The sequence below is a fragment of the Telmatocola sphagniphila genome (assembly GCF_018398935.1).
Lineage (GTDB): Bacteria > Planctomycetota > Planctomycetia > Gemmatales > Gemmataceae > Telmatocola > Telmatocola sphagniphila.
Map to the genome: position 1 here is coordinate 4,359,940 of NZ_CP074694.1, position 15,993 is coordinate 4,375,932.

The following is a 15,993-nucleotide window of genomic DNA, read 5'->3' on the forward strand; positions in this document are numbered from 1 at the left end:
CGTAACGCCTGCAGACGAGGTTTGCTTATGCGCCGATTCCTGTTCGGTATACTGTTCACCGCCCTGGCCGGTATCTGCTACGCCGATGGGCCGCAGGATAACCAGTTCGACAAGGTTCGTCCGGTGCCGCCCCCCGGTGTAAAAATCGAGGACGAGGCTCGCAAGGAACTGGAATCGGGCGTTTCCGCACTCCAAACGGAAGTCGATAAGCTCGCCCAATCGACCGATGCTCTAGTGAAATTGAATCTGCCCGATGTGCAAATCTATTTGAATGCCGTCAAGTACGCCCTGAAGTATGATGAGTTTCTGATAAACGCACCGAACATCTCTCCGACCACCAAGTCCGGGGAAAAGAAAACCAAAGATCAGATCGAAGCGGAACGCAAAGCGGCCCTCGAAAGAGCCGCCAAAGGTCAGGTCGATCTGGCCCGTAAAGCTTTGAAAAACGGTCTTCAGCGAGCCAAGGAACTGCAAGACAAAAAGCCTTCCTGGTCAACGGCCAAGGGACTCGTCCCGCGCGGCTACCAGTCCAAAATCGATGAATCGGTTCAGCCGTATGTGCTGGTGGTGCCCGAATCTTACGATCCCAAGAAACCTACTCGGCTTGACTTCTGGTGCCACGGGCGAGGCGAAACGCTAAGCGAACTGAACTTCCTGCAAACCGGGAAAGGCCAATTCACTCCGCCGAACGCGATTGTCTGCCATCTCTACGGCCGCTTCTGCTGCGCCAACAAGCTGGCGGGGGAAATCGATTTGCTCGAAGCCCTTGCGGATATTTCGAAAAAGTACAACATCGACTCGAACCGACTCGTCGTTCGCGGCTTCAGCATGGGAGGTGCCTCCACCTGGCATTTCGCGGTGCACTATCCGAGTCTGTTTTGTGCGGCGGCTCCTGGAGCCGGCTTCAGCGAGACGCCGGAGTTCCTCAAGGTCTTCCAGAACGAGAAGATCACTCCGACCGATTACGAACAAAAACTTTGGCACATGTACAACGCCACCGACACGGCTCTCAATCTCTTCAATATTCCGACGATCGCTTATAGCGGCGAAATCGACAGCCAGAAGCAGGCCGCCGATATGATGGTGAAGGCCCTCGATAAAGAAGGGATGCAGATTCCCCATATCATCGGGCCCAAAACAGGACACTCCTACCACAAGGATGCGATTCCGCTCATCAATAAATTTGTCGACGAAGCGGCTGAAAAAGGAAAGCCCGACATGCCTGAGACGGTGAAATTCGCGACTTTCACCCTGCGCTACAACAAGAGTTACTGGGTACAGATCGATGAACTGGAACAGCACTGGGAACAGGCCAGGGTGATTGCTAATTTGAAGGCGATGGGCACCCAATGCACAATTGAAACGAAGAATGTCGCTGCCTTAACTCTTGTCGATCTAAAAGCAGAAGGTACTACACTGCACGTTCTCATCGATGGGACCCCATTCCAAATCGAGCGAGTTGCAGGCAATAAAGCTGACTCCTTCCACTTCCGAAAAGATAAAGGAGCCTGGAAAGTTGTCAATTCTCCAGAACATTCGGGTTTGCATAAAGTGCATGGTCTGCAAGGCCCGATCGATGACGCCTTCCTCGATCGCTTCATCCTTGTAAAACCGACGGGTAAATCCGCGAATGCCGATGTGGAAAAATGGGTGAACGAGGAGATGAATCGAGCCATCATGCAATGGCGAAAAGTGTTCCGGGGCGAACCGCTGGTGAAGGACGACAAGGATATCACCGAAGCTGATATCAAGTCGAGCAATTTGATCCTGTGGGGCGATCCCCAGAGCAATTCGGTCTATGCGAAGATCGCCGACAAGCTGCCCATTCAGCCGAAAGCCGATGCCCCCAAGATTGTGCCACTCCTGATCTACCCGAATCCGCTGAATCCCAAGAAATATATCGTGACCAACAGCGGCTTCACCTTCCGCGAGTACGATGCACTGAACAACGCCCGGCAGGTGCCCAAGTTGCCCGATTGGGCTCTGGTGGACATCAGCACGCCGCCAAATGGTCGTTATCCCGGCAAGGTGGTGGAAGCGGGATTCTTCGATGAATCCTGGAAGAAGAAGTAAATACAGCGCGAGGCCTCCCGAGCAATCGGGAGGCCTCAGCTTTGCCTAAAGCAGATAGATCTTCGAGAGAGAGAAGAAGATCACAATTCCTGTCACATCCACAAAGGTGGCCACAAACGGGCTGGAAGCGTATGCCGGGTCAAAACCCAACTTCTTGAAAATCAACGGTAGCATGGCGCCCACCATCGTTCCCCAGAGACAGATGCAAACCACTGCCTGCGAAACCGTATGAGCCAGCATAAAACGGTTCACTTTTTCCGGGGGTGCTTCATTCTCCTTGGCCTCGGCCGCTTCGACCTTGGCGGGGGGATTGATCACACTCTCTGGCGTCAGACTGGCCCGGGCAAAGCCGATTACGCCCAGCGTTAGACCCAGCATGATACCCATTACCAATTCGTGACGCAAAACCCGGAACCAGTCGCCAAGTTTGATATGCCCTAAGGCCAGTGCTCGCGTCACGAGGGTCGCCGCCTGCGAACCGGAGTTACCTCCCGTGGAGATGCAGAGCGGAATGAACAGAGCCAGCACGGTGAGTTTGTCGAGTTGATCCTGAAAGTGTGCAATCGCGGAGAATGTTCCCAGTTCGGCCAGAAAGAGTAGCGATAACCAGACGGCTCGCCGACGCCAGATGGAGGTAAACTTCGCCTCCAGATAGTTTTCCGCCAGATTCCCCACACCGGCCATGTGCAGAGCATCTTCCGTAGCTTCCTGGGTCACCACGTCGATGGCATCGTCGTAGGTAACGATTCCAACCAGACGATTCTGTTCATCCGTCACCGGCATGGCCAGGAAGTCGTACTTGGCCAGCAGTTGGGCCACTTCCTCTTTATCCTGAGTCACCTTCACGGAAATGACACGATCAGACATGATATCCCTCACCCGTGAATCGGGTTTCGCGATAATCAAGTCTCGAAGTGAGACGATCCCCTGCAAGTGATAGTAATCGTCGAGGACGTAAAGGTAGTAAATCGTTTCCGAAGAGGGGGATTTCTCTCGAAGCATGCTAATCGCCTGCTCGGCGGTCATATTTTCCGAGATCGAAACGAAATCCGTCGTCATCATCCCGCCGGCCGTGTTCTCCGGGTAGGATAATAACTTCTTGATGTCGTCGCGATCCGCCTTGGCCACTAAAGGCATTAACGCTTCGACGAACTTCGGCCCGAGTTTACGCAGCAGGTTCCCGCGGTCATCGTGGGACATCTTTTCCAATACAGGAGCGAAACGTTCGTGGTTCACTCCCTCGGCCAATTCCAGTTGATGCTGGGGCGTATAGAAAGCAAAGATATTCGCTTGCTGCTGACTATCGGTGTAATCGAGCAGCTTCCAGGTTTCCTCCGTCGATAGCCCTTCGGAAAACTCGGCGATACTCGCCGGGTGAGTTTCGGAAAGAACGTCGGAGAGTCCCTCGCGATCAGCGGTGTCCAACATTTCGCGAATTTCAGGCAGAAATAAAGAATTAATCACAGCATACCCGCAATTTAGTAGCCAAATAAGTTCTGGGTAAATTATCAGACTTCCGGTGTCTCTACTACACCAATTAGGCTGGCGGCAGGCACCCACCCATAACAACCCGGTGCATACTGAACTTGCACCCAGGAAGAAGTCTGTCGAATTTTAGTGAAGGTGTGCCCGACCGGGAAATTCGCTGGCAGTACCGGCGGATAAAGTGCACTATTCCCCTGCCGGACCAGAAGTGATTCCTTAAGAACTACCAAGGGTTGGCGAAAAAACGTCTGGGATTTCTTTTCCTGATAAAGTGCGAGTTGGCCGAGCAAGATTAGGGGCCCTGCGCCCAGAAGAAACAGCAGCGACCGGGACGGCTGCCGCAAGCCAATTCGGTAGAGGAAGACCGCAAGAATCGTTCCCAGCGTCGCCCAGATCGCCAACTTCACAAGGCTGGGTAACAACTGAAAATGGTTGAATTGCGGTGCGCGATACGAAACCAAAGCATCCGGATAAATAATCTCCGACTGTAGTTTATCCCAGAGCTGTCGAAGAGCGCGGCTATCGGACCCCGCCGATGTTTCTTTCAATCTTCCGGCCGTCTGGGCGATGAGATTCGGAAAGCTATCGACGACTTCCTTCAGAGGAACTTCTGGTCCCAACTCGCCAGTGGAATGTAGGGGAGCATTGACCAAAGCGAACATCAAAAGAACTTGCTTCATGGAGATTCGCCTCCCAAAGAAGCGATCAATTGGTCGAATTTCTCGGGCCAGTTCGAGGCGATTTTCATCCCACCGAACATCGCGGCGTCCGTCTGTTCTAAAAATTGCCGAGTTGGCTCCTGAGCCTTTGAGGGAACAGCATTCTTCAAAATCTGAAGCACTTCATTGGTCGATTGAATGGCCGGATCGAACTGATAGCGCCGCTGCAAATACTGCAAGACGATTCTGCGAGCCCGCTCGGCCTGCTCATCCGCTGCTAAATTCTGCCAACTCAGCAACCGTTGGCGGATCAGCGAAACCCGGGTATGTCCCACTTTCCGACGAGCTTCAAACAGCAAAACGCCAACGAGGAGTATCGGGCTACCCAAAGCGAGGGGAAGCAAAATCAGATAATTGCGGTCGAAGAATTTCTCCGTGGAACTTTCCGAGCGCAGCCAATCCTCTATCAAGTTCGCTGCCGGAGTTTTGAGATTAACTTCCTTGGCTGCAGTGATCGCTAGCGGTATCGAGCTGGCTAAGGTCAATCGAAAGGCCGTGTCGGTATTGGAGTCGCGGGGATCGTAGTAATAGAACGCAAACGGGGGAATTTCTCGCACACTCGCCAGTCGAGGGCGTAGCCGGTAGCGAAAGATCCGCTGGTCGTCCCGGGCTTTATCGCTCTCGGGGAGATGCTCCACTTGAAAGGATTCGCGAAAGCCCGGAATATTTTCCAGCTTCGGCATTTCCACATCCGGCCGATTCTTGAGTCCGGAAATTTCGAGAGTGTAGGTCACCCACTCTTCAGTAGTGACCGCTGTTTTGTTCGCCCGTGCAAGAACAACCACTTTCTCACCGGCGGCGTTATAGAAATCCTGAGCGGGACGACCAACGACCGGGATTTGTATATCTGCACCCTGAGGGATCAGCAGCCCGAGCAGAATTATCCAGATTGGCATGAGTCACCAGTTATTAGGCCGGGGCCGATCCGCATTGGTGGCCCCTTCGCGAACGCGCTGACGTTCCCCTTTTAATCGCTTCTCCGCGCTCTTGAGCAGATCCCGGGTCTCTTCTGGATTTAGAGGTTGGGGTTCGCTCGTATCCATTAACACGGGAAGCGAACCGGCCCCGGGTAAAGGCTTGCGATCACTCGGCTGCGCGTTCCCCTGGCCTGCTGTCGGCGAGCGGTCTCCGGTTTCGCTTCCATTTGAGGAATTCTCAGTCTTCATGGGCATTGGCTCACGCTCTGGCGGGGGAGGATCAATCTTGGGATCCGAATTTTTCTCCGGTGGCTCCGGAACGGGGGGAGCTTTGGCTTTGGCCTGCTGATAGAGCAACTGGGCAATTTGCAGGTTGTACTCCGCATCCGATTTGAAATCGTCGTCTCCAATGCCTGCCTCCAGAGCCGAGGTGAAGCATGCCACGGCCGCATTCAGTCGCTTCACATCCTTGTCGTCGGACTGTTTCAATAGGCAGATGCCCAAATTATAAAAAGCCCGAGTCGAACGCTCGCTCTGTCCCTCCGAGCCATCCAGTGCCTGCCGAAAACAGCGCTCGGCTAGACTGTAGCGTTCCTGTTTGACGTAGATCACACCGCGGTTGAAAGCTACCAGACCCGGGTCGGCCACCTGCGTAGAGATCTGATCGTAGTGTTCCAAAGCTTCATCTAGGTGCTGAGTTTCAAAAGCCCGTTGAGCTTTTTGGAGGATGAAATCAGGATTTTCCAGAGTGGGATTCGATTCCAAAAACAGAAGCGGAGACAGCAATGAAATGCAAAGGAGAATTCCGGTAGTAATTCCTGCAGAACGCATTATTTCATTCTCGCCGCCAGGCGAGGCAAAGTAAAGCAATCGCCGGCAGTACGAACCAGATTCTGCGGTCCTTCGCCTGCGGCAACAGTTCCTCCGGTAGCTCCCGGCTGGGCCGCGGCTCGATCTTATCGCGAAAGAATTTGTCGAGCGGGGGGAGATCCCGTCCTGCGGAGAAATAAATTCCATCGGTCAACCGGGCGATCGTTCGCAACGGTGCCTCTTCGAGTTTCGTCTGAACCGGCACTTCCTCGACGATAATCTGTCCGCCTTCCTTGCTATCTCCCACGCCAACGCAATGCACTGGAATATGCTGCCGACTCGCTGCGATAATGCCGGTTTCAATTTCGCTGTCGCGGTCCGGGGAAGGATCATCGCCATCGGAGATCAAAATCACATCCTGATAGCCCTCGAAGCGGGGATCGTGCGAATCGACCGCCAGGCGAACGGCCGATCCGATTCGCGTACCGGAGGTCCAGGGCTCATCGTCATTGGGATATATCCCCGTCGGCGGCGCCGAGAGCGAAATTTCACTGGCACGTTGTAGCAAATGGTTGTAATCGACTGTCAGTGGGCAGACCAAAAGCGGTTTGGCGGCAAAGACGATCAGAGCGACGCGATGGCCGCCCCGCGATTTCAAATCTTCCAGTAGATTGAAAATGGCATCGCGTCCGGCCTGCCAGCGCTGCGGCCGTTGGGGGTTGTTCATATCGGCCGCTTCCATGCTCTTACTCAAATCGAGAATCAGCACCAGATCCCGGCCACGGATAATCCCCGGCGAGTCATCGATCCCCCAACGTGGACCCGCGAGGGCGATAATCATCAGCGTGATCGCCAGCAGCATCGGCAGGACAGTCGTGAGCGTCGAGCGCAGGGAATCGGGCCGGTGGAACGTGAAAAATCGCACTCGACCTCGAAGCCGGTGAGTGCGAATCGAAAGTGAAAGAAGCACCCCGATACTCAACAGGAGCCAGAGATAGCCAGGGTGCGCAAATGTCATCGAGAAAAGTTTATTACTTCTTCTCTTCCTTCAAAGTGGACAGGAATTCCACCAGATCGCGAAGCTCCTGCTTCGAAAGCTTGGTGATGATGTCCTCGGGCATGGCCGTCTTGCTGGGGCGCTTTTCCTCAATGTCGGTTTTCTTGACATTGAAAACCTTGCCTTCGGCATTGATGATCTTCAAAGTCGTGCCGTCATCGCCGCGCAGCACACCGGTGATGGTCTGCCCATCGTTGGTCACCACAATCACGCTCTCATACCCTTTGGCAATCTGCTTGTTGGGTAGAACAATCGATTCCAGGAGGTACTCGCGCGGCTGTTTGCCAACACCATTGATTGGCGGGCCGACTTCACCTCCGGTACCGTCGATCTTATGACAGCGCTGGCATTGCACGGCGGTGTTCTTGAGGAAGATCTCCCGACCCCGATTCGCGTCCCCCCCAAACAGGGATTCGCGATATTTGGACAAATCGTCATTTTTGGGTCGTGAAGCCTCGAAGGATTTCAGTTCTTCGGAGATCTCTTTGGTTTTGAATTTGGCCGCCGCTTCCAATACGTCGAGTTGAATTTCCGGCGCCACCTGTTTATTTCGCAGCTTGCGCAGCCAGGTCAGTGCCAGTTTCTCGGCATCCTTGGTTTTAACCGAACCGAGCACCTGCATTCCCGCCTGCTGCTCCAGCGGATCCTTGGCCGATAGCATCTGTTCGATCTGCTTCAGCACATCGGCGGGATTCGACTTCAGCATAATTTCCAAACCGGCCGAACGAACCTTGGGCTCTTTGGCAGCCAGGGCCACTTTCACGGCTTCTGGAAGTTCTTTCGCGGAGATCTGCTGTAAAGAACGCAATGCCGCCACGCGACTTTCGGCCAAGAGCCGATTATCACTCAGCTCCTTCAACAGAAGAGCTCCGGCCTCAGTAATGTGCAGCTTCGCGACCGCCTGGGAAGCTTCCGCAGGGATTTTTCCCCCACCTTCGAAAACGTGGGAGAGTTGAGCTTTCAGTGCGGTCGCTGCCGCGGTAGCATCGCGATCACCCAAATTTTGAGTTAAGCCAGTGACGTAATCCCGTCGCGGCGGCTTGGCCCAGTTCGCGAGCATTTGCAAAGCCGTCACTCGGACGCTTTCAGAAACATATTTCGAAGCAGCGATTTTGGCGACCGCTTCTGCATTCTTTAAGCCGCCCAGTTTGAAGTTGGCATCCAGAGTGCGGAAAATCACAGCGGGATTCTGCTCTTTCTCTGATAGCAACTCCGCCAGAGCGGGGTAAGTTTCCTTCAGCTCCAGATCGTGTGCGGCTCGAATCGCTTCGGTGGAAATGTAAGCGTCTTTATCGGCGAAGAATTCGGTAAGGGCCGTGCTGGACTTCATTCGCAAAGCCAGTACCGCAGCCAGACGAATCGAGGCATCATCATTGGCCTTCAGGGCCACCAGTTGGGGGGCGTCGAATTGACCGGCTAAAACCATCACCCCGGCGTGACGCACATAAGCATCCTTGTCAGCATTCGCAGCGAGAAATGCCAAAGTCTGCGAGAACAAGTTTTGCTGCGCTTTCTTCTTCTCTTCCCCCGTCACCGCCACGGCAGGGAGTTCGTTCTTCAATGAAAGTTTGGCAATCGATAACGCCGCGTACATTTGCACCCGGCTGGAAGAATCCTTGAGCAAATCGACCAATTGCTGGAAAGTAGCGGCTTGCACTTTGCCGATTTCGCCCAGCTGCTTCGCCGCTTGCGTCCTGATTTCCGCATTGGTATCCGAAAGCAATTTCACCAGTACTGGTTCCACAGAGGCGGAACGATCATTTTTCTTGATCATCCCCAGGCCCCAGATGGCGTGAATTCGCTGCAGGAGCGTTTTGCTATCGGTCGCCACTTGCGACAATTTCGTGGCAATCAACTGATCGTTTTTGGCTTTTTCGACCAGAGCGAATTGCGCTTCCTGGCGAACCTTACGGTGCGGGAAAGCGAGCAGTTCGATCAACTCGTTCACAGGCTTCTTGGTCAGATCGCTGGCGATCAGTTCTTTCGCGATGGCGACATTGGGATCTTTCATCGCCTCGGCGTCGGTCACCTTATAAATTCGGCCCTTCCCCTGAATATCCCAGCCTTCAATCCAGTCGCTCAGGTAGAAGGCCCCATCGGGCCCGAAATCGCAATCGGTGGCCAGCACATTCCAGACGAAATGGTGCGAATCTACCATTTCGAAGCTGGCTCCTTTAGACTTGGTCGAGAACGACCAGATACCGCTGGCGCCGGAGGAGCCGCGGAAATCGACCAGGAAGAAATGATCCTTATAACGATCCGACAGACCCAAGCCGGGATAGTGGACGAAACCGCTGGGTCCATCGGCGTAATAGCAAACCGGCGGAACGATGTAAGCCGCCTGCCCAGCGTGGCGGGTATGCCAAAGCTTTTCGGCATTCCAGGGGCCGCGATCGCTAGTAGCACTGCCGTACTGATAACCGGTGCGCCAGCCGCTGTCCGCCCCTTCAATAATGTGCGTGAAGCGAGCTTTATCCCCCGAATCGGAGTTGTTGTCGACCGTGAACAGGTTGCCATAGTCGTCGAAGGCCAGTTCCTGCGGATTGCGGAGCCCCTTATGAACCATTTCCAGGTTCGAGCCATCCAGATCGCAGCGCAGAACACCCCCCATATCGGGGTAGAAAAGTTCCTTGCCTTCTTTGTTGATGACGTTCAGGCCGCGATCGCCGAGGCTGAAGTAGAGTTTGCCATCGGGCCCCATTGTCAGACCGTGCATGTCGTGGCCGAGGAAGGCCGTATGCACGCCGAAGCCGGTCGCCAGATTCTGTTCGACATCGGCTTTGCCCGTTCCCTTGGTGTCTTTGAACTTCCAGAGGGTGGGAATGCAGGTAGCGAAGACATCGCCTTTGCGAGCCAGCACGCCGGCCAGGATGCCATCTTCGGCATGGCCGAAGCGGTCGGCGAAAACGGTGGACTTATCGGCTTTGCCCGCGCCTTTGGTGTCTTCGAGGAGCTTGATTCGCTCGCTGGTAGACTCATAAATCTCCGTGAATCGCTCTTTCGCATCCTTCTTGTAGATGTTCACGCGATCGGCCACGCTTCGGGAAGCTAAGTCATCATCCAACCAGTACATATGGCCGCGGTTATCGGTCACTCCATGGGAATGGCGATAGGTCTCGCAGACGTAGCATTTACCATTCTCATCGAAGGAGAAAGCCACAGGATGGGCCAGCAGAGGTTCCGCTGCCCAGACAGTGGCTTTCAGCCGTTTATCCATCTGGAAACGGGGAATGGCCTTTTCCGCTTCGTCCGAGGCTTTGGCAAGCTTCGGCATAAACCCGGAACTGGGTCCAATGGCTTCGGGCGGAGAGGCACTGAGTGCAAACGAACCAATTAATGCCCCCAGAGGGAGCGCGGTCAATCGAAGCCAAGTCATACGCGATCCTTTTAGTCACGATCTCAAAGATACAATCTCAATTATTGTACTCTAATGTGCTTTAACGAAGATTCAAATTAGATCTGTACCAGTTCAAAAGTCCCAGAGAGTTCGGCCAGGAAACGAAAAAGGCCGTTCAGAATTCCCATCTTCGCGGAATTCTGAACGGCCTTAATGATTAATTCGAGGAAATACCGGCTTAGTGGGTCGGTGACGGATTACCTATGCTGGCCAAGTATTGAGCCAGAGCCTTCCGTTCGGTGGCCGTGCCTACCAAGGGCGGCATGTACTTGCGGTAGGTGGATTCCGCTGCATTTTTATGCAGCGTTTCCAGTAACGCTTGGATGGCGGTTGCATCTCGACCCGCAATTAGCGAGGCCATCGGTCGGTAGCCATTCACAGTATGGCAACTGGAACATTGGCCCAGGAACATCAGGTGGCCGATGTCTTTCTGACGCTCGCCGGTTGCAGTGCCGTTCTGCCAGTCGGCCCGTTCTTCCGGTTTCAACCAAGGCGAGTTCTTGAGGAATCCTTCCGCATTGAACTTCTCGACATCGGATTTGCGAACGCCGTTGGAGTACATGTGGCCGGAAATCACATAAGGCTTGCGCAGCATCTCGCGAGCGTATTCCGTGGATCCCGTAGCGGCGGCGGCAATGAACATAATCGCCATTGCATGGCCAAAGCTGAAGTCTGTCGGCCGTTGGTAAGCGATGAAGTAAACAATCGCGAGCACGGTGGCCGAGGTCATCACGGAAACCAGTGCTGAACGGGTGACCTGAGTGAAGGTGCCCTGCCCGATTGTGGTGATGCCCAGTTCCAAGAGGCCCTTGCTATCGGCGGGTACGGAGGAGAGGTACCAGAGGAAGAAGATCGGCATCAACAGGAACGAGGGAAACAACCACCCGGCGGACCAGCGCACCAGACTGGTTTTCAGTTCCGGTTTTTCATCGCTGTCGATCCGGGAAGCGGTCAGCATCCCGAAGATCCCGGCCATTGAGCAGCAAACGGCGATTCGCATGAAAAGGCTGGGGAAGTAGGTCGGGTTGAAGAAGGCCTGCCAGAAGCGTGAAGCTTCTTTGCCCGTCCCGTTCACTTCCATCCAACTTTCCCCGGGCGTCAGCATAAAGGTTAAGATGCCGTTGATGATCACCAGTGTCAGCAGCGAGGTGATCGCATATAACCAACCGACATTTTGATGGGTCCTATCCGGAATGCGATTCCAGGTGTAATAATAGACGGCCGCCGCAGTCAGTTCGACAATGAAGAAGACCCATTCGATCGCCCAGCCGAACACAAAGTTATGGATGAGCGTGCTGGTCCCTTCCGGCTGAGCCAGACCGATGGCGAACCAGATCGCCACACCCGTCACCGCCCCATACACCCCGGTGAGCACCAGGAAGAAATAGGAGTGTTTCTTCAGGTGTTTGAGCCAATCGGTGCGGCCTTCTTTGCGGGCTTTGTATTCGGCCATGGCGAGATACAGGCCACCTCCCACTGCGAAGTGGGAGACCATCACATGAAATATAGCGATGGCGCCGATCACCCAAGTGCTGCCGATAAACGGTACATCCCAAAATGGATAATTCATATTCTCTTACCTTCCGATCCAGACTACAGAGCCGCGTAACCCCACAAAGTCGTTCCCGTGTAAATGATTATCACAAGGAAGATGAAGTAGGTGCCGCGGCGTGCGCGCTTGCCATTTTTTGAAGAATTATCGTAAAGCGGGAGCAGGGTCCAGAGAACCAGTCCCAGCGTGAAGACGGTCATCCCAACCACTTCGCCGGCGGCACCGGGGAACCAGTTTCCGAAGATCTTCAGAACCTGGAATTGGCTCATGTAATACCATTCCGGGTGAATTCCCAGCGGTGCGGGTTTCAGAGGATCCGCCGCCTGATCGAGTTGCCATGGGAATAGCGAGGCACATAGCGCCAACACGTTGAGCGTGATCAGCCACATGGCCAAGTCCTTCATCAGAAAGTTCGGGAAGAAGGGAATGGTTTTCCGTTTCGCGACGGGTACTGATTCTTCCGAAGGCGGGGTGGCATTGCCATGCTTGGTCACCAGCCAGAGATGGAAGACCAGAATCGGCAGGAACAGCGCCGGGCAGACCACCACGTGCAATGCGAAGAAGCGTTGCAGGGTGAACTCGCTGACTTCAGGCCCCCCCTTGGCCAGCTCGGCCACTTTCGGACCAACCAGCGGCAGCGAATTGGGAATTTCCAGGCCGACCTTGGTCGCGAAGTAGGACAGGTTATCCCACGGAAGCAGATAACCGCTGAAGCCGAACAGCAGAGTCAGCATCAGGAGAGCCAAGCCGCTCCACCAGGTGAATTCGCGAGGGTTTCGGTAAGCTTTCATCAAACCGGCGGAGAACATGTGAACGAAGACCGCCGCGACCATCAGATTCGCCGCCCACGAGTGAGCCGAGCGAATCAGCCAACCGAAGTGAATTTCATAGGTGATCTTTCGAACGGATTCGTAAGCGTCGGGTCCCGGCCGGTAGTAGATCAACAGCAGCACGCCGGTGAAGCACTGCACAATGAAGAAGAACAGTGAGATGCCGCCCCAGTAGTACCAGAGGGAATGTTTGTGTTCGGGGACTGTCTTCTTGGCGGCGAAATGGAGGATTTCATCCAGACCCAATCGGCTGTTGGCCCAATCGTATAATCGCTGTTTCAGGGGAGCCGACACAACGGGCTTAATTTCGACCGCCGTCACGCCGCCCGATGTTATGGTTTCGTTTTGCATGTCAACTCCTCGTTACCGTCACGCTACCCGGTTGCACTTTGACCTGGAATCGATCCAGAGGGCGAGGTGGCGGACCGCTCACATTTTTACCCGAGGCGGGATCGTAGGTGCCGCCATGGCAGGCACAGTAGATGCGTTCTTTTTCCGGTTCATACTGCACGGTGCAGGCGAGGTGCGTGCACACGGCCGATAAAGCGGTCCACTCCCCATTGGGAAGATGGATCAGCATGGCCGGTTTGTTTCCGAACTTGAAGATCGTAGCCGAGCCTTTGGGAAGTTCGTCGGCCTTGGGTAGAGTCACTTCGCTGACTGCACCGGCCGCTTCCGCTTTTTCAATTGGCGAGGCCAGGTACTTGTAGACCGGGTAGCCGATCATGCCGGCATAACCACAACCGACCGCGGCGGTGACAACCTGAATAAAGACGCGCCGGGAGGGACTGCCGGTATCGGTGTCCGGGGCCAGCGGGAGTTCCGTTTTCATACATTCTCCTGCGAAATTTCTTCAGGCTTGCTCTGGAAGGCCACGGTCGACAACCAGGCCAGGACTCCCAATCCGATCACGAACAGGAGCAGAAACAGACCCAATACTGTCCAGTTCACAAAGACATCACGTTTCCAGACGTCGTAGCCAAAGTGCGAAAGCGAAGTATCCCGAATCAGATCGCGGCTAACCACGGCTCCGACGATATTCAGGAATGCCGTAAGCGACACTGCGATAAGGGCCGGCAATCCGCCCAGGTTCTCTTTCGTGATCAACAAACCGGCGAGAGCAGCAGTACCCACTGCCCCGATTGCCCAGACCGCGGCGGAGATCAACCAGACGGTATCGCCCGAGTTGCAAACGGCTTGCACGTAATCGGGTTGCGAGGCCCAGACCCAGTAGCCAGTGGCCAGCGAACCGATCGAACCGAATAGAGCCAGAGGAGCTCCCGTTTTGCGAAGGTAATGGCTGGTACCAGAATTCTGGCAGTGGCTGCGGGAGACCCAGATCATCCAGACGCCGGCGGCGGCAAAGCTTGAGATCAGCACGTAAGCGAAGCGCGGCAGCCAGACGAGTTCTTTCTCAGGCATATGGCTACCGAGCGCATCGGCCCGATAGAGATCCCTCCAGAGATCGGGTCGCAGCATCAAGGTCATATTCGTCGAGTAGATCTTGGCGATAAAGATCGCCAGTACCAGCGAGAAGAAGCCATGGACCCACCACGGCCGACTACTTTCGGCGCGATACTTCATCGTGTAAAGGAACTGATAACAGACGATGAGGATCGGGATCACGGCTATCCAGTACGCCCCAATCAGCACGCTGCTGGTATAAAGCGCCCGGCCATAGAGAACCTGAGCGAAGAGTAACGGCGGCACGCCCAGGTTGATGACATAGGTCATGATCACCGGCAGCCAGCCCGCGATCTTGCCGGAAGCTTCGGTAATATCGTTACGGTTTGACGATCGCCCATACCAGTTGAAGAAGATGGCCGTGAAGAGGCCGCCAATCAACAGGAACAGCGCCAGGAAGTGCAGCGTGAGCGTCAGATCGTGAAGGATTTTGAAAAGCCAAACCGGCGCCGGAATCGGGATTGGATCTACTGCCGGGAAAAGGAGATCGGTCGATTGGCCAAATAGTATCATCGTGTGTTCCGCCAGTCTGGGCTTCGACGAATTCTCAAAAAGTCTCGTTGAGAAATCCTACCACTTCAATGACCGAGAGGAAGAACAGAGATTAACCAAATATATATGACAGCAATTAAAAATTGTTTTCTCGTTAATGATAATAGTTATCTCGTACTAGAGAAATGCTATTTTCACCGAGAATTGGAGATATAAATGTTTAAAAATTGACCACTAAATTAACAAAAGGAAATAGCCCAATTTTAATACACATTAAAATAAACTTCGAAGAAAAATTTTATACGCGCCCAATTTTCCTTCGTAATTGCCTGCGGAAATTCGCACTATTTCCGTGCCACATGCGGCCCGAATGCCCACTCGCATAGCGTCTTCCACGGACAGCAGGCTCGTTCCATCAATTACGATTTCATAAACGCAGCTCACATTCGTAGGCAGAACTGTTTTTACCTGCCCCTTTAAAGTTGGGCAGTAAGCATCGTTAGTACTGGCACGCAGCTTCTTATAACGGCTTCCAATCTTGCTGCCGCTGCGAACCAAGCCGCCCGGAAATGGCGTAATAGCATCGGTTAAATGCTGAATTGCTTCGATGGCTTTTTCCGCTGCTTGCAGTGTGGCGAGTTGGCTTTTCCCGAGAATGAGAAAGTTGCCCCCGGCCACACCCTTCACCGTTCCGAAGCGATCCTCACAGACGAATTCCCCATCCATCACAGGAATTCGCCAGTAGCGCTTCTCTTCGATTTTTTTGCTGATCTGCCAGCCATCACCGAAGAAGCGGAGATTACCGCCGATGCGCAGAGCGCGCGTCGGGTCGATCGATAGACCATTGAAACAGGCGGTCGTCGGGCAGGTCAGAACGCACTGCCCGATGCGATTGACCAGCGCCTTCTCCAGGGCATCGCGACTGAACGCAAAAAACAACAGGGAATATCCGGGGCGTCCGTCCGGGGAATCGACCGGTGCAATTTCTTTCTCGATGCCCGCCTCGGCATCGCAACCGATGACGGATGTGGCGTATCCCGTAGCGGTTGTGGCCGCCACTTTCGCCCAGCGAGTATTGGCCGCGGTGACGATGAGGCGGGCCGCGGTCATGGTGAAGGCTTCCGCGAAAGTATCTTCAATTTCGGTATTTTTGATAATCATGGAGTTGCTATTAAACCAGCACGCCGCGCGAGGGAA

At 54.3% G+C, this 15,993-nt stretch carries 12 protein-coding genes; 1 reads left to right on the forward strand and 11 read right to left on the reverse strand.

The annotated features are described in order from the left end of the window. The first annotated feature begins 27 nt into the window (after nucleotides 1-27). Nucleotides 28-2,073 (forward strand): prolyl oligopeptidase family serine peptidase, encoded by a 2,046-nt coding sequence (locus KIH39_RS17420; RefSeq protein WP_213494496.1) that lies wholly within the window; start codon nucleotides 28-30, stop codon nucleotides 2,071-2,073. Between the two features lie 45 nt (nucleotides 2,074-2,118). Here the strand turns inward: KIH39_RS17420 and mgtE are convergent, their stop codons facing one another. From mgtE to fhcD, 11 genes are all read right to left on the reverse strand, one after another. Continuing rightward, nucleotides 2,119-3,501, reverse strand: coding sequence for a magnesium transporter (mgtE, locus tag KIH39_RS17425; RefSeq protein ID WP_213494497.1), 1,383 nt, complete (start codon nucleotides 3,499-3,501; stop codon nucleotides 2,119-2,121). Between the two features lie 80 nt (nucleotides 3,502-3,581). Then, nucleotides 3,582-4,238 carry an SH3 domain-containing protein gene (locus KIH39_RS17430; protein WP_213494498.1) on the reverse strand — a complete coding sequence of 219 codons (657 nt, stop codon included), beginning with the start codon at nucleotides 4,236-4,238 and terminating at the stop codon, nucleotides 3,582-3,584. Next, nucleotides 4,235-5,173, reverse strand: coding sequence for a hypothetical protein (locus tag KIH39_RS17435; RefSeq protein ID WP_213494499.1), 939 nt, complete (start codon nucleotides 5,171-5,173; stop codon nucleotides 4,235-4,237). Before KIH39_RS17435 ends, KIH39_RS17430 begins: the two co-directional genes overlap by 4 nt. A gap of 3 nt (nucleotides 5,174-5,176) precedes the next feature. Then, nucleotides 5,177-6,025 (reverse strand): tetratricopeptide repeat protein, encoded by an 849-nt coding sequence (locus tag KIH39_RS17440; RefSeq protein ID WP_213494500.1) that lies wholly within the window; start codon nucleotides 6,023-6,025, stop codon nucleotides 5,177-5,179. A gap of 4 nt (nucleotides 6,026-6,029) precedes the next feature. Continuing rightward, nucleotides 6,030-6,929, reverse strand: coding sequence for a VWA domain-containing protein (locus tag KIH39_RS17445; protein WP_213494501.1), 900 nt, complete (start codon nucleotides 6,927-6,929; stop codon nucleotides 6,030-6,032). Nucleotides 6,930-7,035: 106 nt separating this feature from the next. Next, entirely contained in the window at nucleotides 7,036-10,437 is a 3,402-nt protein-coding gene (locus KIH39_RS17450; RefSeq protein WP_213494502.1) for a PVC-type heme-binding CxxCH protein, read from the reverse strand. Nucleotides 10,438-10,636: 199 nt separating this feature from the next. After that, complete coding sequence (locus KIH39_RS17455; RefSeq protein WP_213494503.1) at nucleotides 10,637-12,028, reverse strand: cytochrome ubiquinol oxidase subunit I; 1,392 nt, start codon at nucleotides 12,026-12,028, stop codon at nucleotides 10,637-10,639. Between the two features lie 23 nt (nucleotides 12,029-12,051). Next, nucleotides 12,052-13,191, reverse strand: a complete 1,140-nt coding sequence (locus KIH39_RS17460) for a cytochrome b (protein WP_213494504.1) — start codon at nucleotides 13,189-13,191, stop codon at nucleotides 12,052-12,054. Nucleotide 13,192: 1 nt separating this feature from the next. After that, nucleotides 13,193-13,672 carry a QcrA and Rieske domain-containing protein gene (locus tag KIH39_RS17465; RefSeq protein ID WP_213494505.1) on the reverse strand — a complete coding sequence of 160 codons (480 nt, stop codon included), beginning with the start codon at nucleotides 13,670-13,672 and terminating at the stop codon, nucleotides 13,193-13,195. Then, complete coding sequence (locus KIH39_RS17470) at nucleotides 13,669-14,817, reverse strand: hypothetical protein (RefSeq protein WP_213494506.1); 1,149 nt, start codon at nucleotides 14,815-14,817, stop codon at nucleotides 13,669-13,671. Before KIH39_RS17470 ends, KIH39_RS17465 begins: the two co-directional genes overlap by 4 nt. A 252-nt stretch (nucleotides 14,818-15,069) precedes the next feature. Beyond that, nucleotides 15,070-15,957, reverse strand: coding sequence for a formylmethanofuran--tetrahydromethanopterin N-formyltransferase (fhcD, locus tag KIH39_RS17475; protein ID WP_213494507.1), 888 nt, complete (start codon nucleotides 15,955-15,957; stop codon nucleotides 15,070-15,072). Nucleotides 15,958-15,993: the final 36 nt, after the last annotated feature.